At 66.1% G+C, this 19,500-nt stretch carries 21 protein-coding genes and 1 pseudogene; 16 read left to right on the top strand and 6 right to left on the bottom strand.

Annotated elements, in window-relative coordinates; genetic code table 11:
- The first annotated feature begins 10 nt into the window (after positions 1-10).
- Both ACFFJ6_RS22885 and ACFFJ6_RS22880 read left to right on the top strand, forming a co-directional pair.
- The gene (locus ACFFJ6_RS22885) at positions 11-769 is read left to right on the top strand and encodes a M15 family metallopeptidase (protein ID WP_378392152.1); all 759 of its coding nucleotides are present in this window, start codon (positions 11-13) and stop codon (positions 767-769) included.
- 142 nt (positions 770-911) lie between these two features.
- Positions 912-2,561: an isovaleryl-CoA dehydrogenase gene (locus ACFFJ6_RS22880; protein WP_378392150.1), complete on the top strand. Its 1,650-nt coding sequence runs from the start codon at positions 912-914 to the stop codon at positions 2,559-2,561.
- Between the two features lie 265 nt (positions 2,562-2,826).
- On the opposite strand, the gene ACFFJ6_RS22875 is transcribed toward ACFFJ6_RS22880, so the two are convergent.
- The 3 genes and pseudogenes from ACFFJ6_RS22875 to ruvX all read right to left on the bottom strand — a co-directional run bounded on the left by ACFFJ6_RS22875 (position 2,827) and on the right by ruvX (position 3,738).
- The gene (locus tag ACFFJ6_RS22875) at positions 2,827-3,120 is read right to left on the bottom strand and encodes a YchJ family protein (RefSeq protein WP_378392282.1); all 294 of its coding nucleotides are present in this window, start codon (positions 3,118-3,120) and stop codon (positions 2,827-2,829) included.
- Positions 3,121-3,162: 42 nt separating this feature from the next.
- Positions 3,163-3,213, bottom strand: a pseudogene (locus ACFFJ6_RS22870) (SEC-C metal-binding domain-containing protein); the annotation flags it as partial.
- Positions 3,214-3,255: 42 nt separating this feature from the next.
- Entirely contained in the window at positions 3,256-3,738 is a 483-nt protein-coding gene (gene ruvX, locus ACFFJ6_RS22865) for a Holliday junction resolvase RuvX (RefSeq protein ID WP_378392148.1), read from the bottom strand.
- 175 nt (positions 3,739-3,913) lie between these two features.
- Here ruvX and ACFFJ6_RS22860 point away from each other — a divergent pair, with 175 nt between their 5' ends.
- From ACFFJ6_RS22860 to ACFFJ6_RS22845, 4 genes are all read left to right on the top strand, one after another.
- Entirely contained in the window at positions 3,914-4,150 is a 237-nt protein-coding gene (locus ACFFJ6_RS22860) for a hypothetical protein (protein WP_378392146.1), read from the top strand.
- 92 nt (positions 4,151-4,242) lie between these two features.
- Positions 4,243-5,319: an NAD(P)H-dependent flavin oxidoreductase gene (locus ACFFJ6_RS22855; protein WP_378392144.1), complete on the top strand. Its 1,077-nt coding sequence runs from the start codon at positions 4,243-4,245 to the stop codon at positions 5,317-5,319.
- A gap of 82 nt (positions 5,320-5,401) precedes the next feature.
- Positions 5,402-5,689 (top strand): Asp-tRNA(Asn)/Glu-tRNA(Gln) amidotransferase subunit GatC, encoded by a 288-nt coding sequence (gatC, locus tag ACFFJ6_RS22850; protein WP_378392142.1) that lies wholly within the window; start codon positions 5,402-5,404, stop codon positions 5,687-5,689.
- A gap of 12 nt (positions 5,690-5,701) precedes the next feature.
- Positions 5,702-5,908 (top strand): hypothetical protein, encoded by a 207-nt coding sequence (locus ACFFJ6_RS22845; protein WP_378392140.1) that lies wholly within the window; start codon positions 5,702-5,704, stop codon positions 5,906-5,908.
- Between the two features lie 3 nt (positions 5,909-5,911).
- Here ACFFJ6_RS22845 and ACFFJ6_RS22840 read toward each other — a convergent pair whose 3' ends face one another.
- A complete protein-coding gene (locus tag ACFFJ6_RS22840) occupies positions 5,912-6,151 on the bottom strand; it encodes a BrnA antitoxin family protein (RefSeq protein WP_378392138.1) in 240 nt (79 codons plus the stop codon).
- On the bottom strand, positions 6,144-6,431 hold the full coding sequence (locus tag ACFFJ6_RS22835; protein ID WP_378392136.1) for a BrnT family toxin: 288 nt from the start codon (positions 6,429-6,431) through the stop codon (positions 6,144-6,146). The genes ACFFJ6_RS22840 and ACFFJ6_RS22835 overlap by 8 nt, the downstream gene beginning before the upstream one ends.
- A gap of 179 nt (positions 6,432-6,610) precedes the next feature.
- On the opposite strand from ACFFJ6_RS22835, the gene gatA reads away from it, so the two are divergent.
- Complete coding sequence (gene gatA / locus ACFFJ6_RS22830) at positions 6,611-8,089, top strand: Asp-tRNA(Asn)/Glu-tRNA(Gln) amidotransferase subunit GatA (RefSeq protein ID WP_378392134.1); 1,479 nt, start codon at positions 6,611-6,613, stop codon at positions 8,087-8,089.
- Between the two features lie 76 nt (positions 8,090-8,165).
- Positions 8,166-9,263 (top strand): sensor histidine kinase, encoded by a 1,098-nt coding sequence (locus ACFFJ6_RS22825; RefSeq protein ID WP_378392132.1) that lies wholly within the window; start codon positions 8,166-8,168, stop codon positions 9,261-9,263.
- A gap of 206 nt (positions 9,264-9,469) precedes the next feature.
- Here ACFFJ6_RS22825 and ACFFJ6_RS22820 read toward each other — a convergent pair whose 3' ends face one another.
- Entirely contained in the window at positions 9,470-10,405 is a 936-nt protein-coding gene (locus ACFFJ6_RS22820) for a GlxA family transcriptional regulator (RefSeq protein WP_378392129.1), read from the bottom strand.
- A gap of 101 nt (positions 10,406-10,506) precedes the next feature.
- Between ACFFJ6_RS22820 and ACFFJ6_RS22815 the strand changes: the two genes are divergently transcribed.
- The 8 genes from ACFFJ6_RS22815 (at position 10,507) to ACFFJ6_RS22780 (ending at position 19,179) form a co-directional block, all read left to right on the top strand.
- Positions 10,507-11,010 carry a cysteine hydrolase family protein gene (locus tag ACFFJ6_RS22815; RefSeq protein ID WP_378392127.1) on the top strand — a complete coding sequence of 168 codons (504 nt, stop codon included), beginning with the start codon at positions 10,507-10,509 and terminating at the stop codon, positions 11,008-11,010.
- Positions 11,011-11,141: 131 nt separating this feature from the next.
- The gene (locus ACFFJ6_RS22810) at positions 11,142-11,549 is read left to right on the top strand and encodes a DUF7662 domain-containing protein (protein WP_378392125.1); all 408 of its coding nucleotides are present in this window, start codon (positions 11,142-11,144) and stop codon (positions 11,547-11,549) included.
- The gene (locus tag ACFFJ6_RS22805; protein WP_378392123.1) at positions 11,527-11,943 is read left to right on the top strand and encodes a type II toxin-antitoxin system VapC family toxin; all 417 of its coding nucleotides are present in this window, start codon (positions 11,527-11,529) and stop codon (positions 11,941-11,943) included. The genes ACFFJ6_RS22810 and ACFFJ6_RS22805 overlap by 23 nt, the downstream gene beginning before the upstream one ends.
- A 25-nt stretch (positions 11,944-11,968) precedes the next feature.
- Positions 11,969-13,534: an Asp-tRNA(Asn)/Glu-tRNA(Gln) amidotransferase subunit GatB gene (gene gatB, locus ACFFJ6_RS22800; protein WP_378392121.1), complete on the top strand. Its 1,566-nt coding sequence runs from the start codon at positions 11,969-11,971 to the stop codon at positions 13,532-13,534.
- Between the two features lie 509 nt (positions 13,535-14,043).
- Entirely contained in the window at positions 14,044-14,178 is a 135-nt protein-coding gene (locus ACFFJ6_RS22795) for a hypothetical protein (RefSeq protein WP_378392119.1), read from the top strand.
- Positions 14,179-14,858: 680 nt separating this feature from the next.
- Complete coding sequence (locus ACFFJ6_RS22790) at positions 14,859-15,125, top strand: SEL1-like repeat protein (RefSeq protein WP_378392117.1); 267 nt, start codon at positions 14,859-14,861, stop codon at positions 15,123-15,125.
- 136 nt (positions 15,126-15,261) lie between these two features.
- Positions 15,262-15,708 carry a cache domain-containing protein gene (locus ACFFJ6_RS22785; protein ID WP_378392115.1) on the top strand — a complete coding sequence of 149 codons (447 nt, stop codon included), beginning with the start codon at positions 15,262-15,264 and terminating at the stop codon, positions 15,706-15,708.
- 369 nt (positions 15,709-16,077) lie between these two features.
- Positions 16,078-19,179 carry an autotransporter domain-containing protein gene (locus tag ACFFJ6_RS22780; RefSeq protein WP_378392113.1) on the top strand — a complete coding sequence of 1,034 codons (3,102 nt, stop codon included), beginning with the start codon at positions 16,078-16,080 and terminating at the stop codon, positions 19,177-19,179.
- Positions 19,180-19,500: the final 321 nt, after the last annotated feature.

The raw sequence follows: 19,500 nt of genomic DNA, 5'->3' as shown, positions 1-19,500 counted from the left end.
GCAGGGCCCAATGCTATTGAGATGCGGAGCTGCGCTGCTCGCTGCGAGCATGCTCGCGGTGGGCGCGGCGCAGGCGCAGCCGCTACCCGATGATTTCATCTATCTGCGCGATCTCGATCCGAGCATTCGCCACGACATCCGCTATGCGGGCGCGAACAATTTCGTCGGCCGGCGGCTCGCGGGCTACGATGCCAACGAGTGCATCGTGAAGCGCGCCGTCGGGCTGGCGCTGGTGAAAGTGCAGCGCGAGCTTGCGGCGCAAAACGTGTCGCTGAAGATGCTCGACTGCTATCGGCCGGCGCGGGCGTCACGTGACATGGTGGCGTGGGCGCAGGACGGCAACGAGACACCCGCGCAGCGGCGCTACAATCCGGGCTTCAGCAAGAGCGAACTGTTCCGGCTCGGCTATATCGCCGAAAACTCCGGCCACTCGACCGGCGCGGCCGTCGATCTGACGCTGGTCGATCTGCGCGCGCCGAAGGGCCCGCCGTTCGATCCGACCCGCGCCTATGCGGATTGCACCGCACCGGAAGCGCAGCGCGCGCCGGAAGACAGCGTCGACATGGGCACCAGCTACGACTGCTCGGACGCCAGGGCCTACACCGCGGCAAAATCCATCAGTCCGGCGCAGCGACGCTGGCGCCGCATCCTGCTCGGTGCGATGACGCGCCATGGCTTCGTCAACTTCTCCAAGGAATGGTGGCACTTCTCGCTGCCCGGCATCCCGCGCGTGGCGTATGATTTCCCGATCCGGCGGCGGCCGCAGTAATCAGCTTTACCTCTCGCTGATTTGACCGCTATTGGACATCGATATCGGGGCGTTGCCGAGGGGACGGCCGATCCGGCGTGATCTGGCGCGTGTTTCTGCGTAACATGCGCGCGAATCTCTTTGCCTCCCGCCGGGAACACTCATGACGCAGCCGTCTTTCGCGACCCACGAGGTCTTCAATCAGTCGCCGGCGTTCGAAGACGTCGATCTGTTTGGCGCCGATCGCCCGCTGGTCGAGGCGGTGACCTTCAACAATGGCGGTCATGCGCATGTCGAGCTCGAAGCCTTCGGCCGAACCTGGGGTTCGGCGCATATGGCCGAGCGCGGCCGGCTCGCCAACGAGCACACGCCGCGGCTGAAGACCTTCGACGCCAAGGGCGTCCGCCGCGATCAGGTCGAGTTTCATCCGGCCTATCACGAGCTGATGCAGGAGAGCTTTCACGCCGGCATCCACAACTCGACCTGGGACGCGCACGGCCACTCCGCCGGTGGTTCGTCGGAAGTCGCTCGCGCCGCGAAGTTCTACATGGCCGCACAAGTCGAGACCGGGCATCTGTGCCCGGTGACCATGACGCGCGCCTCGATCGCGGCGCTCGCCGCGCAGCCGGATCTGCTGGCGCAGGTGATGCCGGTGCTGAGCAGCAAGCGCTACGACTCCTCGTTCGTGCCGTGGCCGGAGAAGCGCGGCATGAGCATCGGCATGGGCATGACGGAGAAGCAGGGCGGCACAGACGTGCGCACCAACGCCACGCGCGCGATCCGCAACGGCGACGCCTATCGCATTATCGGCCACAAATGGTTCATGTCGGCGCCGATGTGCGACGCGTTCCTCGTGCTGGCGCAGGCGGAGGAGGGGCTGAGTTGCTTCTTCATGCCGCGATTCAAGCCGGACGGCTCGATCAACGAGATCCACTTCCAGCGCCTCAAGGACAAGCTCGGCAACCGGTCCAACGCGTCGTCCGAGGTCGAGTTCACCGGCGCCTATGCGTTGCCGGTCGGTGAGCCGGGGCGCGGCATCCGCACGATCATCCAGATGGTGCAGCTGACGCGGCAGGATTGCGCGATCGCCTCGGCCGGATTGATGCGCTCGGGCCTCGCCCATGCGCTGTATCACGCGCGGCATCGCAGCGTGTTCCAGAAGCATCTGGTCGATCACTCGCTGATGCAGTCGGTGCTGGCCGACATGGCGCTGCAGGTCGAAGCCTCGGTGGCGCTGGTGATGCGGCTGTGCCGCGCCTTCGATCAGGCGCCGCACGATCATCACGAGGCCGCCTACATGCGGCTGATGACGCCGGCCGTGAAGTACTGGATCTGCAAATCGGCGCCGCCGTTCCTGTACGAGGCGATGGAGTGCCTCGGCGGCAATGGCTACGTCGAGGAGGGCATTCTGGCGCGTCACTATCGCGAAGCGCCGGTCAATGCGATCTGGGAAGGCTCCGGCAACGTGATGTGCCTCGACGTGCTGCGCGCGATGTCGAGCGAGACCAACGCCGGCACCGAAGTGCTGCAGACGCTCATTCAGGATACGGCGGGCCTGACCGGCGGTCCCGCCGCCGCCAGCCTGGTGGCCCGCGCCTTCCTGCAGGCCGATAACGAGCGCACCGCACGGCTCGCGGTCGAGACCCTGGCCAAACTCGCGGCGGCGGCGGCGCTGAACGAAATCCATCCGCCCCACGCCGAACTGTTCGCGCGTACCCGCCTGACCCCCGAGCCCGCCACGATGTACGGCGCCGCCGACCTCAGCGCCGAACAGGCACGCAGCCTGCTGGCGCGGGCGTTGCCGGAGATGTGAGGCGCCTTCGATATTGGGCTCGAACTCTCCCCGTCATGCCCGCGCTCGTCGCGGGCATCCACGCTTTTTGGCATTCCCTCGCGTCAGGGCGTGGATGGCCGGGACAAGCCCGGCCATGACGAGTCGTTGGGCTTCGGCGTGAACGCGGTCGAGTGACCACCTATCCCCGTCATTGCGAGCGCAGCGAAGCAATCCAGCTCCGTGCACGGCGCTGGATTGCTTCGTCGCTGCGCTCCTCGCAATGACGGCGAGGCGAGGGCGTGGACTAGCCGACCGCTTCGCCTTCCGAGAAGTACCAGCGGCCTTTGTGCTTGCGGAATTGCGAACGTTCGTGGTGCGACTGCTCCGGGCCGTCGCCGCGTTGGTAGCGGGCGATGAATTCGACAGTGCCGCGGCTGCCTTTCTCGGAACTGCTCAGCACCTGCAGGCCGATGAACGACGACTGTTCCAGCCAGGCGCGGTTGGCGTCGTGGTCGAACAGATCGGTGGTGTCGGGATCGGTGGTCTCGACGATGTAGTCGAAGTCCTTCAGCACATAGGCCGCATAGCGCGAGCGCATCAGCGCTTCCGGCCCCGGCGCCGGCCGCGCGCGCGCGAGCAGGGGGCCGCAGCAATCGTCGTACAACCTGCCTGATCCACAGACGCACTTCATGGCAGCATGACCATCACGGCAATTGTTGAAGCAGCGCGGCGATCAGCCGGCGCGGCCGAGCGCGGCCAGCCGGTCGAGCGCGCCCTGCAGAATATAGATCGCGGCGTGTTCGTCGATCACCTTGGCCCGCTTGGCGCGGCTGACGTCGTTGGCGATGAGCTCGCGCTCGACCGCCGCGGTCGACAGCCGCTCGTCCCACAGCCCGATCGGCAATTCAGTCAGCCGCGAGAAATTGCGCGCGAAGGCGCGGGTCGACTGCGCGCGCGGGCCTTCGCTGCCGTCCATGTTCAGCGGCAGGCCGAGCACGAAGCCGCACGCGGCGCGCTCGGCGGCGAGCGCCAGCAGCCGCTGCGCGTCGGCGGTGAACGCCTTGCGGGCGACTGTTTCGATGCCGGTGGCGAGCCTGCGGTCCGGATCCGAGCCGGCGACGCCGATCGTCTTGGTGCCGAGGTCGAGGCCGAGCAGCACGCCGCGCGCCGGCCAATGCGCGGCGGCTTCGATCAGCGGAAGAATGAGAGCGGGCATGGCGCCGCATAGCACGCGGCGCGGGTCGCGCAAAGGCGAGGGCCGGGCGGCTTTGGTCGAAAGGGGCCCAGCACAGGGGCCTGCGGGACAATCCGGAGCCGGGCACATCGCACTTGCGCGGGCCCGGCGATCATTGCGAGATAGCATCCGGATTTGAGTTGCTGGCAGGTTGGAGATGGACGCGCTCGGCTGGTTCGGATTGATCGCGGTCGCCGTGATGGTGCTGAGCTACGCGCTGGAGGATCACAGCGTCTGGTTCATTCTGGTGTTCGCTGTCGCCTGCGGGCTCGGCGCGATTTCCAGTTTCCTCCATGGGGTCTGGCCGCTCGGCATCATCACCGCGGTTTGGGCCGGGATCGCGCTACGCCGGTTCCTGCTGAAGCTGCGGCCGGCGGCGGCCGACGTGGCATAGCCGGGCACGCCGCCGCCGTGCTAAAGCGGCGCAGGCCCGCAACGGCGCGCGCCGTCTCCCTTTCGTCAGCCCTTTCATCGTGAGTGTCGACCATGTGGCCGGACCGCCGTCTCCTCGATTTGTTCGCCATCGAATTTCCGTTTCTGCTGGCGCCGATGGCCGGCGCGATGGATGCCGAGCTTGCGGTCGCGGCCGCCCGCGGCGGCGCGCTGGCGTCGCTGCCGTGCGCGATGCTGAGCCCCGACAAGGCGCGCGAGCAGGTCGGCATCTTCCGGCAGCAGATCTCGGCGCCGATCAATCTGAACTTCTTCTGCCACACGCCGGTCGAGGCCGATCCGGCGCAGGAAACGGTGTGGAAGCAGCGGCTCGGCGCTTATTATCAGGAGTACGGCCTCGATCCGGCCGCGCCGGTGCCGGCCGCGAGCCGTGCGCCGTTCGACGCGGCGATGTGCGAACTGGTCGAAGAGCTGAAGCCCGAAGTGGTGAGCTTCCATTTCGGTCTGCCCGAAGCATCGCTGCTCGATCGGGTTAAGGCGACCGGCGCCAAGGTGATCGCCTCGGCGACGATCGTGCGCGAGGCGATCTGGCTGGAGGAGCACGGCGTCGATGCGATCATCGCGCAGGGCGCCGAGGCAGGCGGCCATCGCGGCATGTTCCTCACCCAGTCGATCGCGCAGCAGCCGGGCCTGTTCGCGCTGCTGCCGCAGGTGGTCGACGCGGTGCATGTGCCGGTGATCGCCGCCGGCGGCGTGGCGGACGGCCGGGCCATCGCGGCGGCGTTCGCGCTCGGCGCGGCCGGCGTGCAGATCGGCACCGCCTATCTGCGCTGTCCGGAATCGCGGGCGAGCGAACTGGTGCGCGCCGCGCTAGCGCATGGCACCGACGAGGCGACGGTGATGACCAATGTGATGACCGGACGCCCCGCGCGCGGCATCGCCAACCGGGTGATGCGCGAGGTTGGCCCGGTGTCGGCCGATGCGCCGGCGTTCCCGCATGCCGCCGCCGCGCTCGGTCCGCTGAAGGCGGCGGCGGAGAAGCAGGGCAAGGTCGAGTTCACCAATCTGTGGGCCGGGCAGGCGGTGCGTCTCGGCCGCGACATGCCGGCGGCGGAACTGACGCGGGCGCTGGCGGGCTCGGCACTGGCGCGGCTGAGCCGGCTCGCCGGCTGATCGGGCAATCCGGCAAGGTTGCGGCGCCAAAGCCGGCTCTGCTATACGGCGCGGATCGTCATCTCGGGAAAGGCCATATATAATGTCGGTCGATGCCGCTACCGTCCGCCGCATCGCGCATCTGGCGCGGATCGCGGTGACCGATGACGAGGTCCCGCATCTCCAGGGCGAACTCAACGCCATGCTGGCGTTCGTCGAGCAGCTCTCGGAGGTCGATGTCGACGGCGTCGAGCCGATGACTTCGGTGACGCCGATGCAGATGAAGAAGCGCGCCGACGTGGTCAATGACGGCGAGATCGCCGATCAGGTGACGGCCAACGCGCCGGCGACCGAGGACCACTTCTACGTGGTGCCGAAGGTGGTCGAGTAACAGGAACGCGCCATGTGCCTGCTGTGCGACGACGAGAAGGCCTATCAGGCCTATATGGACTACCTCGACGCCATGGAGCGCAAGGGTAAGGTCGTCGATCAGGACACCGCGATCAACGCGGTCCTCGATGGTCTGCAGGCGGCCGACAAGACCAATCGCGACGCCCCCGAAAACGACAAGACGCTGTCGCCGTTCTTCTGCAGCCCGGTCAATAAATAAGGCTCAGGCCTTCTTCAGCTTGCGCACCTTGCGCAGGTCGGCGTTGATCTGCGACTGCCAGCCGCGTCCGAGCGCGCGATAAGCTTCCAGCACGTCGGCATCGAGCCGCAGCGTCACCGAACTCTTCGGCTGCTCCCCGAGCGGCGGCCGCCCGCGGCGGACGATCTTGCCGTCGACGCGAATCTCCCCAGTGCGGAAGAACTCGTCGAGCAGCTCGGGAGCGTCGTCTGGATCATCAGTCAAAGCCTTGCCGAAAGAGGGCGGCCCAGCGGACTTCTTCTTTGGCATGGCAGTACCTCATCGAAATCACATGATGGTCGCCGTCACGTGGCGTCCAGACGATCACGACCATGCGCGCACCAACGTATCCGGCAGTGATGTAGCGGTCCTCGCCGTAGTCGAAGCGATCGTCGAGCTTCGTCACGATACGTCCAGCAAAAGCCGTTGCGGCATCGGTGGCAAAGTCGAGCCCACGATGTCGCCGGGTCCAATCCCGCTTCGCCGGATCGAATGTGATCGACATGCAATTATGTAACTACAATAATCGGATCGTCAATGCTCGACTCTAGCCGCGCAGGCCAAAGCGGCACAATCGCTTCAATTGTCGAAGGCGCTGTGCTAGCCAGCGCTGCAATTCAGCCGCACGATCCGCGGCGGCCTCGACCGGCCTGTGCCGGCTCCATTTCCAGGCGTGCCTGAACCATGACCGACCTGACATCGCTGACGCTCGCCGAGGCCCGTGAGGGGCTCGCCTCCAAGTCCTTCACCGCGGTCGAGCTGACCGACGCGCATCTGGGCGCGATCGAGGCAGCGCGCGTGCTCAATGCCTATGTGGTCGAGACGCCGGACGAGGCGCGCAAGATGGCGCAGGCGGCGGATGCGCAGATCGCCAAGGGCGAGGGCGGTCCGCTCGCCGGCATCCCGCTCGGCATCAAGGACCTGTTCGCCACCAAGGGCACGCGAACCACGGCGTGCTCCAAGATCCTCGGCGACTTCACGCCGACCTATGAGTCGACGGTGACGACGCAGCTGTGGCGCGACGGCGCGGTGCTGCTCGGCAAGCTCAACAACGACGAATTCGCGATGGGCTCGTCGAACGAGACCTCGTGCTTCGGCCCGGTGGTCAATCCGTGGCGGCGTGCGGGCTCGGACGCCAAGCTGGTGCCGGGCGGCTCGTCCGGCGGCTCGGCTGCCGCGGTCGCCGCGGGGCTCTGCCTCGGCGCCACCGCAACCGACACCGGCGGCTCGATCCGCCAGCCGGCGGCATTCACCGGCACGGTCGGCATCAAGCCGACTTATGGCCGCTGCTCGCGCTGGGGCATCGTCGCTTTCGCGTCGTCGCTCGATCAGGCCGGCCCGATCGCCCGCACGGTGCGCGACAGCGCGATCCTGCTCGGCTCAATGGCCGGTTACGATCCGAAGGACACCACCTCGGTCGATCGCCCGGTGCCGAACTACGAGGCCGCGGTCGGCGGCTCAGTGAAGGGCATGAAGATCGGCATTCCGAAGGAGTATCGGATCGACGGCATGCCGGCCGAGATCGAGAAGCTCTGGTCGCAGGGCGCCGAGTGGCTCAAGGCCGCCGGCGCGGAACTCGTCGAGGTGTCGCTGCCGCACACCAAATACGCGCTGCCGGCCTATTACATCGTGGCGCCGGCGGAAGCCTCGTCGAACCTCGCGCGCTACGACGGCGTGCGCTACGGCGCGCGCGTCAATGGCCGCAACATCGTCGAGATGTACGAGGCGACCCGCGCCGCCGGCTTCGGCGCCGAGGTCAAGCGCCGCATCATGATCGGCACCTATGTGCTGTCGGCCGGCTATTACGACGCCTATTATCTGCGTGCCCAGAAGGTCCGCACCCTGATCAAGCGCGACTTCGAGCAGTGTTTCGAGCAGGGCGTGTCGGCGATCCTGACCCCGGCGACGCCGTCGGCGGCGTTCGGCATCGGCGAGAAGGGCGGCGCCGATCCGGTCGAGATGTATCTCAACGACATCTTCACCGTGACGGTGAACATGGCCGGCCTGCCGGGCATTGCGGTTCCCGCCGGCAGCGACTCCCAGGGGCTGCCGCTCGGCCTGCAACTGATCGGCCGGCCGTTCGACGAGGAAACGCTGTTCTCGCTCGGCGAGGTGATCGAGCAGTCCGCCGGGCGCTTTACGCCGCAGAAGTGGTGGGCCTGAGCGCCCGCCCGCGCGCCGCTTTTGCGTTGCGTTTCTTTCGCGCTGCGGCCATGCTGACCGCGGGCAGGATAGTTGAATGAGCGCTGACGAAGGAATGCCGTCGCAAGGTGTCGACGGGATTTTGGGGACGTCGGAGATCGCGGTCGCGATCGAAAACGACCGCTATAAGCACCTGCTCGACAATGTCCCGGTCGCCGTCGCGGTGTCGCGCGGCCACGCTGGCGATCAGCGCATCGCCTATATCAACAAGGCCTTCGAAAACCTGCTCGATCTGTCCTCCGCCGATGTCGAGGGACAGGGCTGGACCTGCCTCGACACGCTCGTCGACGAAGACGATCCCGCCAAGACGCTCGGCGCCGCGATCCGCGTCGGCGAGGATTTCCTCGGCGTGTTCCGCCCGCTTGCGCCGTCCGAGCGCGTGCTGATCGTGCAGGCCTACGCGTCGGTGATCGAGAGCGAGGACGGACCCGAGAGTTTCCGGATCGCCGCGCTGGTCGATGTCGGCGGCCGCGAGCGCGCGCAGATCGAGCAGTTCGAAACCCAGATCCGCGAGCGCGATACGCTGATGCGCGAGCTGCAGCATCGGGTGAAAAACAATCTCCAACTCGTCACCGCGCTGGTGCGGCTCGAGGCGCGCTCGGCGGCCGAAGGCGAGACCGTCGCGCTGGCGCGGCTCGCCAGCCGGATCGACGCGCTCACCGCGCTGTATCGCATCTTGTCTGCCGAGGGTGCCGGCGGTCAGGACATCGATCTCGGTCAATATCTGTCGGACGTCACCGAGGCGGTGATGCAGGCCAATGGTCGCGACGAAGTCGCCTACGAGGTCAGCACGGCGTATTGCCCGCTGTCGGTAAACATCGCGATGCCGGCCGGTCTGCTGGTCAACGAGATGCTGACCAACGCGCTGAAATACGCCTTCGTCGGCCGCAGCGGCGGCCGCATCAAGGTGATCTGCAGCATCGACGCCGGCCGCGTCTCGGTGGTGGTGTCGGACGATGGCGTCGGTCTGCCCGAAGGGCAGGAGTGGCCGTCGCCGCGCAAGCTCGGCGCGCTGATCCTGCAGACGTTGAAAGAGAACGCCCGCAACGTCGCGTTTGAAGCGAAGACCATCCGCGGCCAGGGCACCTGGTTTACGCTCAGCTTCGACGCGTCAGCGACACCGGCGACGCATTAGAGCTGTTCTGCATTTGATAGCACCACCGCCGTCATCCTGAGGTGCCCGCTGTGCCGCGCTTTGCGCGGCGCTGCGGGCCTCGAAGGATGAGCCGCGAACACTTTGGCCGCATCCTTCGAGGCGCGCTACGCGCGCACCTCAGGATGACGACTCCGCACTGGAGGAGGCGGGGTCGCTTCGATCAATCGATGAAGCGCGCTAGCCGATTAGTCCAGCCGCTGCCGCGCCAGCCATTGCCGCGGCGTGACGCCGAGTTCGGTGCGGAATGCCGTCCGCAACGCGGCGGCATCCGGAAAGCCGCAGCGCGCGGCGACATCTTCCAGCCCACGCGCGCCCCCCGCGAGGAGGTCCTGCGCGCGCGCCAGACGGATGCGGCGTAGCCAGTCGCCGAGATTGCCGCCGGTCCGTGCCCGGATGTGGCGGGTGAGGCTGCGGCGGCTCATGCCCGCGCGCTGCGCCAATTCGTCGAGCGACGGCGCCGACGCCGGATCGGCGCGCAGCGTTTCCAGAATATCGGTGATGCGGCGATTGGCCGACGAGCCGATCGCGGGACGTTCGATCAGTTGCGGCTGTTCGCCCGCGCGCTGCGGCGCGACGACGAGATGGCGGGCGACACGGTTGGCTTCGGCTGTTCCCGAGATCCGGCCAAGCAGATGCAGGCAGCAATCCAGACCCGACGCGATACCTGCCGACGTGAGGACCCGTCCTTCATCGACGAACAGCGCGCCGGGATCGACTGCGACTTCCGGATAGCGGGTCGCGAACGTCTCGACGCGGGCCCAATGCGTCGTCGCGCGTCGCCCGTCGAGCAGGCCTGCTTCGGCTAGGCCGAACGCGCCGAGGCACAGTCCGACCACCATCGCGCCGCGCGCATGGGCCGCGCGTAGCTCGGACGTGATCGCCGCCGGCACCACTTCGTCCGCATCGCGCCAGCCTGGCAGGATCACGACGTCGGCGTCGCGCGCGGCGTCCAGCGGCATCGGGGCTTCGATCGTCAGCCCGCCGGTCGCTGAAAAACGTGGCTGGGCCGCGCAGACGTCCACCCGATGGCCGCCGGCGAGAAACGGCTCGCCGAACACCGCGAGCGGTGTCGACAGCATGAACGGGCTGATCTGGTCGTAAGCGAGGATGGCGAGCCGCATTGGCCCAATCTAGCCGGATAATGTCTATCAGGCCACTGATGCGACGTGGCGCTCCCGCCTACACGGATAGGCGTTCGACCGACCAACCAAGGGACACACCGATGGCGCGCGCTCTTCTCGTGATCGACATTCAGAACGACTACTTCACCGGCGGCGCCTTGCCGCTGTGGCAGGCCGAAGAGACCGAGACGCGTCTCGTCGCGGCGATCGGCAAAGCGCGGGCGGCCGGCGATCGCATCATTCTTGTTCAGCACGTCTCGACCGCAGCGCAGGGGCCGTTCGTGGCCGGCAGCGCCGGCGTCGCGATCCGTCCAGCTATCCTGGCAGCGGCCGGCGAGGCGCCGATCGTCACCAAGCATGTCGCCGATGCGTTTCAGGACACCGACCTCGCCACGCATCTGAGCGGGATCGATCAACTGCTCGTCGCCGGCATGATGACGCAGAACTGCGTGGTGTTCACCGCGATGTCGCGGGCCGCGGATGGCTTGCGCGTCAAGGTGCTCAGCGATCTCTGCACCGCGCCGACCGCAGTGGTGCATCAGGTGGCGCTGAATGCGCTGGCGTCGAAGACGGAGGTCGCGACGGCCGCGGAGGTCTGGGGATAGCAGCCGGAGGAGACGGATGCGGCGGTACGGCCCGCGCCAGAAATGGCCTTCGCCGCCGCCGCGGACCGCCAAATCTGGACTTTCAGCCGCCGAATAGCTACCTTGGGACGATCGTGACGGCGGAGGTCCTGATGGGCAAATATGAACCGCTGACCGAGTTTCTCAAGCAGCAGACCGGCAGCGAAGTGCGGATGAGCTTTGCGCAGATCGAGCGTGTGATCGGCAGCAAGCTGCCGCCGGTCGCGCAGCGCCATCGCGCCTGGTGGAGCAACTCGCCGACCAACAACGTGATGACCAAGGCTTGGCTCGACGCCGGCTTCCGCAGCGAACAGGTCGACATCGACAGCGGCGAACTGGTGTTCCGCCGTGACGAGCAGGACAAAGCGCGGCCTGCGGCACCCTCAGCGAAGACCGGACGCCATCCGTTGTTCGGATGGATGAAGGGGACGGTGACGATCCCGCCAGGCGTGGACCTGACCGAGCCGGCAGATCCCGACTGGGCAGATAGGATCGATCGTGAATATCCCCCTCTTACTTGATACCCGTGCGGCGATCTGGATCGGAGAAGATCAGCCGATCGCCCCAGAGGCAGCCGCGATGATGAATCGAGCCGTGGCGGTTGCCGAACCGGTTTACGTCTCACCGATCACCGGTTGGGAGATTGGGTTGCTCGTCTCGCGAGGGCGCCTGAATTTGCTCGCCAGCCCGCATCGTTGGTTCGAGCGGCTGATGCAAGCGCCAGGACTGCAACTGGCGGGTTTGACGCCGGATATCCTGATCGCCTCGTCGTTTCTTCCCGGTGTTCCGCCTCGCGATCCCGCGGACCGCATCTTTGCCGCCACCGCCCGCGAATACGGCTATCGGCTGATCACGCGCGATCGGTCGTTGTTGGCATATGCCCGGGAAGGGCATATTCAGGCGCTTGCTTGCTGAACCTGCGCTGCTCGAAGGACTTGCCATGAACGCACCCGTCAAACCGTCCCAGTTCATCAAGGGCGCCACCGGCGATTGGGAAGTCGTCATCGGGCTGGAGGTCCATGCCCAGGTTTCCTCGAATGCCAAGCTGTTCTCGGGCGCGGCGACGGAGTTCGGCGGCGCGCCGAACAGCCACGTGTCGCTGGTCGACGCCGCGATGCCCGGCATGCTGCCGGTGATCAATGAGGAGTGCGTTCGTCAGGCGATCCGTTCAGGATTGGGACTGAACGCGCAGATCAATCTGCGTTCGGTGTTCGACCGGAAGAACTATTTCTATCCGGACTCGCCGCAGGGCTATCAGATCAGCCAGTACAAATCGCCGATTGTCGGCGAAGGCATCGTGGTGGTCGATCTGCCGAGCGGCGACACCGTCAGCGTCGGCATCGAGCGACTGCATCTCGAACAGGACGCCGGCAAGCTGCTGCACGATCAGCATCCGACCTCGACGTTCGTCGATCTCAACCGCTGCGGTGTCGCGCTGATGGAGATCGTCTCCAAGCCGGATCTGCGTTCATCCGAACAGGCGAAGGCCTACGTCTCCAAGCTGCGCACCATCCTGCGCTATCTCGGGACCTGCGACGGCGACATGGAGAAGGGCAGCCTGCGCGCCGACGTCAACGTGTCGGTGCGGCGTCCGGGCGAGCCGTTCGGCACACGTTGCGAGATCAAGAACGTCAACTCGATCCGCTTCATCGGTCAGGCGATCGACTACGAAGCGCGTCGGCAGATCGGCGTGCTCGAAGACGGCGGCACGATCGACCAGGAGACGCGGCTGTTCGATGCGACCAAAGGCGAGACGCGGTCGATGCGCTCGAAGGAAGAGGCGCACGACTATCGCTACTTCCCGGATCCGGATCTGCTGCCGCTGGAGTTCTCGCAGGCTTTCGTCGACGAGCTGAAGGCCGACCTGCCCGAACTGCCAGATGCCAAAAAGGCCCGGTTTATCGGCGATTTCGGGCTGTCGGCGGACGACGCCGGGGTGCTGGTCGCTGAAAAGGAGAGAGCCGACTATTACGAGTTTATGGTGAAGGATGGTGCCGATCCCAAGATCGCAGCCAGTTGGCTCATCAATGAATATTTGGGCCGAATGAACAAGACAGACAAAAAGTCGGATTTGCCGACGGTTGACTGGCAACAACCACTCTCACAGCCTGTTTCGGCCGCCATTCCGCGACATCTCTACGGATTTTCCTCAATGCCGGTGTTGGGGCCGATGCCCCCAACTGCGAACACTGCGATTGTGAAGATGATTTCAGAGGGAACAATCTCTGGAAAGATTGCAAAGGAAGTTCTGGATTTTGGCTACGAGCATCCTGAGGCCGATCTAAGGGTCTATGTGGCAGAGAATGCACTCGAGCAGGTCACAGATCTCTCCGCGATCGAGAAGGTCGTCGACGAGATCGTCGCGAACAATCCCGACAAGGTCGCGCAGGTCGTGGCCAAGCCGGCGATGCTCGGCTGGTTCGTCGGACAGGTGATGAAATCCTCGGGCGGCAAGGCCAATCCGCTGGCCGTCAACGATCTCCTGAAGCGCAAGCTCGGTCTCTGAACACGCCGCGCGCGTCGCTCGCGATCCGTCGCGGCGACGATGCGCGCCGCCGCGCGCGCTCGAATCATCGCGCGCGATTCGTCCCGAAACGCCTCTGCGCCGGGCCTTTCCGGCGCCCAAGCGGGGGTGTGGACGAAAATATTTTCATTGCCAAAAATCCCGACTCAGACTCCGCGCACCGCCTTTGGCGGCCGACTCGGCCCGGCGCGGGCGCCGGCAGAACTGTTAGTTAGCGTACTAATCGGATTTCAAAAACCATTGGCGCGCGCGGGCTTCTGCCGATCTTGACAAACGCCGACGTAGATTTTTCGCGGCTTAACGCGATCGCGCTGCGAATTGCCGGACGCACCGAATTGAAAGACGCCGACGCAGCGCGGCAAACAGCCATCAACACTTCCTTAAGCGGGACACTGTTTTTTTCGATGTGTTGGTGTATTCGGGAAGTAGTGCATCTCGATTCCCGAGTGCACGCAGCAGCAATCAGCCATCTCACTTTATCGGAGGGCAACATGGCCAAGAAAGCGAAGAAGGCGGCGACGAAGAAAGCGGCGCCGAAGAAGGCGAAGACCGCGAAGAGCGCCGTGAAGAAGACGGCGAAGAAGACCACCAAGAAGGTCGCCAAGAAGGCCGCCAAGAAGAAGTAAGCTCGCTTACGAGCGAGTGCCGGCGGCTCGACCGTCGGCAGCGTCACAAGGGCCATCGGCGAGGTCCGCTCTCACGAGCATCTCCCCGGCGAAGGCCCTGGTCGACGAAAGAGGGTGTCGGCGAGACATCAGGTCAAACGGCCGGTTCGATTGCGACAAGGGTTCGCCCGCGTCGATCGTCCGGCAGAAGAAGCGGTTCTTCTTCGTACGGTGCGGATGCTGGGTCCGCAGTTTCACCTCGGTTTCTGGAGGTGAGATTTGATCCTGACGTGTTCGCCGACGCCCTCGTTCTTTTTTGCGCAGGCGATGACGCCGCGCGATGCCCCGTCCGACACGGTCCGGGCGTCTTCCGTCTCCGAACCTCCCTCTGATTGATCGCTGTTCCGCCGCTGGACCCGCCCGGCCGGCGCGCTGCCGCTTGGCGCGATGGTTATCGGTTCGCCAAACCGCACGGTAAACCGACCGTCAAGCGATCGAGGAAGTTCCTCTCTCCCAACGACTTTTGCAATCCGCTGCGGCGCGGCGCCCGGCGCCGTTCAGAATCCGTTCATCGCAACGCTTAAACTGCTCTTCAAATTTGAATGGTCAGATCGCCTTACACAAACACGCCGGGTCACGGCGGTGGGGAACGACAGATCAGAGGGCAGGAGCCGCCCTCGGGCGGCGAGATGGAGAGACAGATGCTACAGGGATTTCTGAACACCGAGACTGCGCTGCCGATCGAAGCCGGCGAGAACCCGGACGTGTTGTTCGACCTCGGCCTGCTGTTCGCGTCGGGTCGCGGCGCGCCGGTCGATCTCGTGGCGGCGCACAAATGGTTCAACCTCGCCGCCCTGAAGGGCCGCGCCGATGCGATCGAGCTGCGCCGTGAGATCGCCGCGCAGATGTCCGCCGAGGATATTGCGGCAGCGCAGCGCGAGGCTCGCGCCTGGATCACCTCGCACTAACTCCTCCGGCTTACGCACGCGTGTAGCGGCGCCCGGTATCGACTTATGGTTCGCCCTAAGTCGCGCAGACCGCCGCTCGAACGCCCGGTTATCCTTCCCGCACGCTCCACCAAGGGAGCCGAATAGGAGGGAAGCCATGAAACTCACATCATTGTTCTGTGTCGTCGCCAGCGCGGGCCTGCTTGCGGGCCCGGTCGCGTTCGCCGGCGAGTTCGGCACCGCCGACGAAGCCAAGGCGATGCTCACCAAGGCCGCCGCCGCCGTGAAGGCCGACAAGGCCAAGGCGCTCGCCGAATTCGCCAAGGGCGAGGGTGGCTTCAAGGACCGCGACCTCTATCCGTTCTGCGGCGGCCCCGACGGCCTGTTCACCGCGCATCCGACGCTGACCGGCAAGAGCCTCAAGGACCTCAAGGACAAGACCGGCAAGCCGCTCGGCGAAGAGATCTACGCCACCGCCAAGGAAGGCGAGGTCAAGGAAGTCAGCTACATGTGGCCGCGTCCCGGCCAGACCGATCCGGTTCAGAAGGTCAGCTACGTCACCAAGGTCGGCGACCAGACCTGCGCGGTCGGCTACTACAAGTAACCCGCCTGGCCAGCCCGGCGCCGCCGTCGGCGGCTCCGGGCGCCTTCAAGAATGAACCGTGGACCGCGCCGCCGCTCTTCAGGTCGATCGGCCGAAGGCTCGGTGCCGCCAGGCTTCATGGTTCGAGCCAGCGCCGCGCGCGCCCTCATCACGACGACGGCGGATGATCTCCGATTAGTTGCATCTCACTGGCGTCATCGCATCTGATGCACAGATGCAACGCTTGTTTCTAATCGTTGCCTCGACACGATCGTTAATGCGTTGTCACGAACCCGATAATTGCCCCGCGTAAAAACGCCGCAGCTGAGGCGCTTTGAAGCAGGGGATGGTGGGATGCGTGCGGCGTATTGCGGTCGATTGAAGTCACGTTTGTTTCACACGACGGCGCTGGTCGCCGTGGTCTGGGCGGGTTCGGTTCAGGCGCAGACGGCCAATGTCACGGTTCAGAACGTCAACGCCTACAACCTGCTGGCGCCGTTTCTGTCGCTGAATGCCACGGCGGTGGGGCAGGCCACGCTGCAGGCCAATCTGCAGCAGTCGATCCTCATCAACAACTCTGCCACCGCGGCGCAACAGGCACTGGCGATCAGCGACAAGGCGCTGCCCGGCAGCGGCAGTTTCGCGACCAACATCACGCTGGCCGATGGCACCGTGGTCAGGCTCGGGCTCGCCGACAATCTCGCCGGCGGACTTCCGCTGCAGGCGATCCAGAGCAGCGGCTCCGGCACCGGCACGATCAATCCGATCCAGCCGGTCGGCGGTTACGGCCAGGTTCTGGGATCGATCTATCAGACCGGCATTCGGGTCAGCACCGCGAACTCGGGTCCGCTCAGCGCGACCTATAATCTGCTGAACAGCGGCTACGGCTTCACCAGCTCGGACGTCTCGGCGAAGAACTACTTCGCCAACGGCACCACCAACGGCACCGTCAAGGCAGTGGCGCCGGCCGGCACGACGCTGCCAACCTTCAACGGCCTGCCCAACACCACCGATAGCGTCTACGATCTCGCCTATGGCGTGACCAACAAGCAGCCAGGCCAGGGCATCTACGGCGACTCCCGCCCGGTGCAGGTGGCGCGCAGCTCGTTCAACGCGTTCGATCCGACCGCGCTCGACGGCCTGACCACCAATCCGGCGTTCCCGAGCGGTCACACCAACTACGCCTATACGGACTCGATCCTGCTCGGCATGCTGGTGCCGCAGCTCTATCAGAGCATGCTGGCGCGCGCCTCCGAATACGCCAACAGCCGCATCGCGCTCGGTGTGCATTATCCGCTGGACATCATCGCCAGCCGGGCGATGGCCAGCTACGACCTGGCGCAGGCGTTCAGCAATCCCGCCTACATCAACAACGCGGCGGTGACCGGCACGGCGGTCAACCTGCCGGCGCTGTTCACGTCGGCGCAGAGCGAACTGACCGGCTATCTGTCGACCGGCGCCGCCGGGCAGAGCTGCGGCACCATCACGGTGTGCGCCACCACCAACAATCCCTATGCGGCCTCGTCGAACCAGGCCGTCTATCAGCAGCGGCTGACCTACGGCCTGCCGACGCTGAGCTACGCCGAGGCGCCGCGCGAAGCCGCGCCGAGCGGCGGGCCGGACGCGTCCATTCTGCTCGCGCCGGTGTTCGGCGGCAGCACCTCGGCGGCGAAGACGCTGGCGCCGAATGGCGGCCTCTATGGCAGCCTGCAGACCGACACCATCAACCAGATCATCGTCAACACCGAAGGCGTCGCGCTGGCGGCGTTCTACGGCACGCCGCTGAGCTACTGGACCCGCCTCGATCTGTATTCGGCGATCGGCTACTTCCAGAACGTCATCGGCACCATCACGCTGGCCGCAACCGACGTGGTCAGCACCAACGTCACGGTGGCGAACACCGGCGTGCTCGCCGGCACCGGCACCGTCGGCAGCACCACCGTGCTGGCGGGCGGCGCGCTGCAGCCCGGCAACGGCGTCGCCGGCTCGTCGCTGAAGATCAACGGCAGCCTCGCGATGCAGGCCGGCGCTCTTTATCTGGTGCAGGCTTCGCCGGCCGGCACGCCCTTCACCAGCGTTAGCGGCGCGGCCTCGCTCGCCGGCACCGTGCAGGTGTCGTCGCCGACCGGCGCGTATCGCTTCAATACACCGACCACGATCCTGACCGCCGCATCGCTTAGCGGCACCAGCTTCGGCGCGGTGACGGCGCCCGCCGGTGTCACCGGCACGCTCAGCTACACGGGCACGACCGTCTCGTTGAACCTGCAATCGGGCCTCGGCCAGATCGCCGGGCTCAATGACAATCAGCGCGCGGTCGGCGCCGGCCTCGACGCCGCCTTCAACGCCGGCGGCAGCGCCGGTCCGCTCGGTGCGATCTTCACCGGCAATGTCGGGCAGAACCTCGCACAGGCCGGCGGGCAGGGCGCAAGCGGCGCGCAGCAGACCAGCTTCAACGTGATGAACCAGTTCGTCGGCGTGCTGCTCGATCCGTCGGTCGGTGGCCGCGGCGCCGGCCTGCCGGGCGCGGGTCCGGCCGTCGCTTTCGCCGAAGAGAGCGACGCGCTGTCCTACGCGGCCAACGGGCGCAAGCGTTCGGGCGCGGAGCGCGACGCTTATGCGATGGCCACCAAGGCCGTGCCGCTCGCGGTCTATGAGCCGCGCTGGGGCGTCTGGGCCGCCGGCTTCGGCGGTTCGCAAACCACCAACGGCGATGCGGGAGCCGGCACGGCCGACACCACCAGCCGGATCTACGGCGTGGCGGTCGGCGCCGACTATTACGTCTCGCCCGACACCGTGGCGGGCTTCGCGCTCGCCGGCGGCGGCACTAAGTACGATCTCGGGGGAGGCCTCGGCAGCGGCAAGTCCGATGTGTTCCAGGCCGGCGCCTTCGTCCGTCACAATATCGGCCCGAGCTATCTGTCGGCCGCGCTGGCCTACGGCTGGCAGGACGTCACCACCAACCGCACCGTCACGATCGCCGGTGTCGATCAGCTGCAAGGCCGGTTCAACGCCAATGCGCTGACCGGCCGGGTGGAAAGCGGCTATCGCTTCGTCGCGCCGGAGGCGATCGGCCTGACGCCCTATGTGGCCGCGCAGGTCACGACCTTCATGCTGCCGTCCTACGCCGAAACCGGCACCGGCAATTTCGGCCTCGCTTACGCCTCGAAGGACGTCACCGCGACGCGGACCGAACTCGGTCTGCGCGGCGACAAGTCGTTCATCGCGGGCGACGCACTGCTGACTCTGCGCGGCCGCGCAGCATGGGCCCACGACTTCAACGCCGACCGCACCGTCACCGCCACCTTCCAGGCGCTGCCGGCCGCGAGCTTCACGGTGAATGGCGCCGCGCAGCCGCACGACCTCGCGCTCACCAGCGCCAGCGCCGAATTGAAATGGCGCAACGGCATCTCCGTCGCCGCCAGCTTCGAAGGCGAGTTCTCCAACGTCTCACAGTCCTACGCCGGCAAGGGCACGCTGCGTTACAACTGGTGAGTCGTTCGCGAACCTGACCAGCGTGTCCGCGCACCTCCAAGCTTCGCCGCAAGCACCAACATTGCGGTCAGGCACTCACCTCACACCACGTCATGGCCGGGTTCATCCCGGCCATCCACGCCTTTCTCCGTCTCTTCTGCCGCAAGGCGTGGATGCCCGGGACAAGCCCGGGCATGACGGAGAGAGTGGGCGTTGGGGGAGTGAGAGATGGCGGACGATGTTTGTTCAGGATCCCTTGCGGCTGAATGGATCCCGGCACCCGCCTTCGTCATGGCGAGGAGCGAAGCGACGAAGCAATCCAGCTCAGGGCACGGAGCTGGA

The organism is Rhodopseudomonas telluris (assembly GCF_042432815.1).
GTDB lineage: Bacteria > Pseudomonadota > Alphaproteobacteria > Rhizobiales > Xanthobacteraceae > Rhodopseudomonas > Rhodopseudomonas telluris.
Note: the sequence above shows the minus strand (reverse complement) of the source record. Positions and strands in the feature narration are given on the sequence as shown.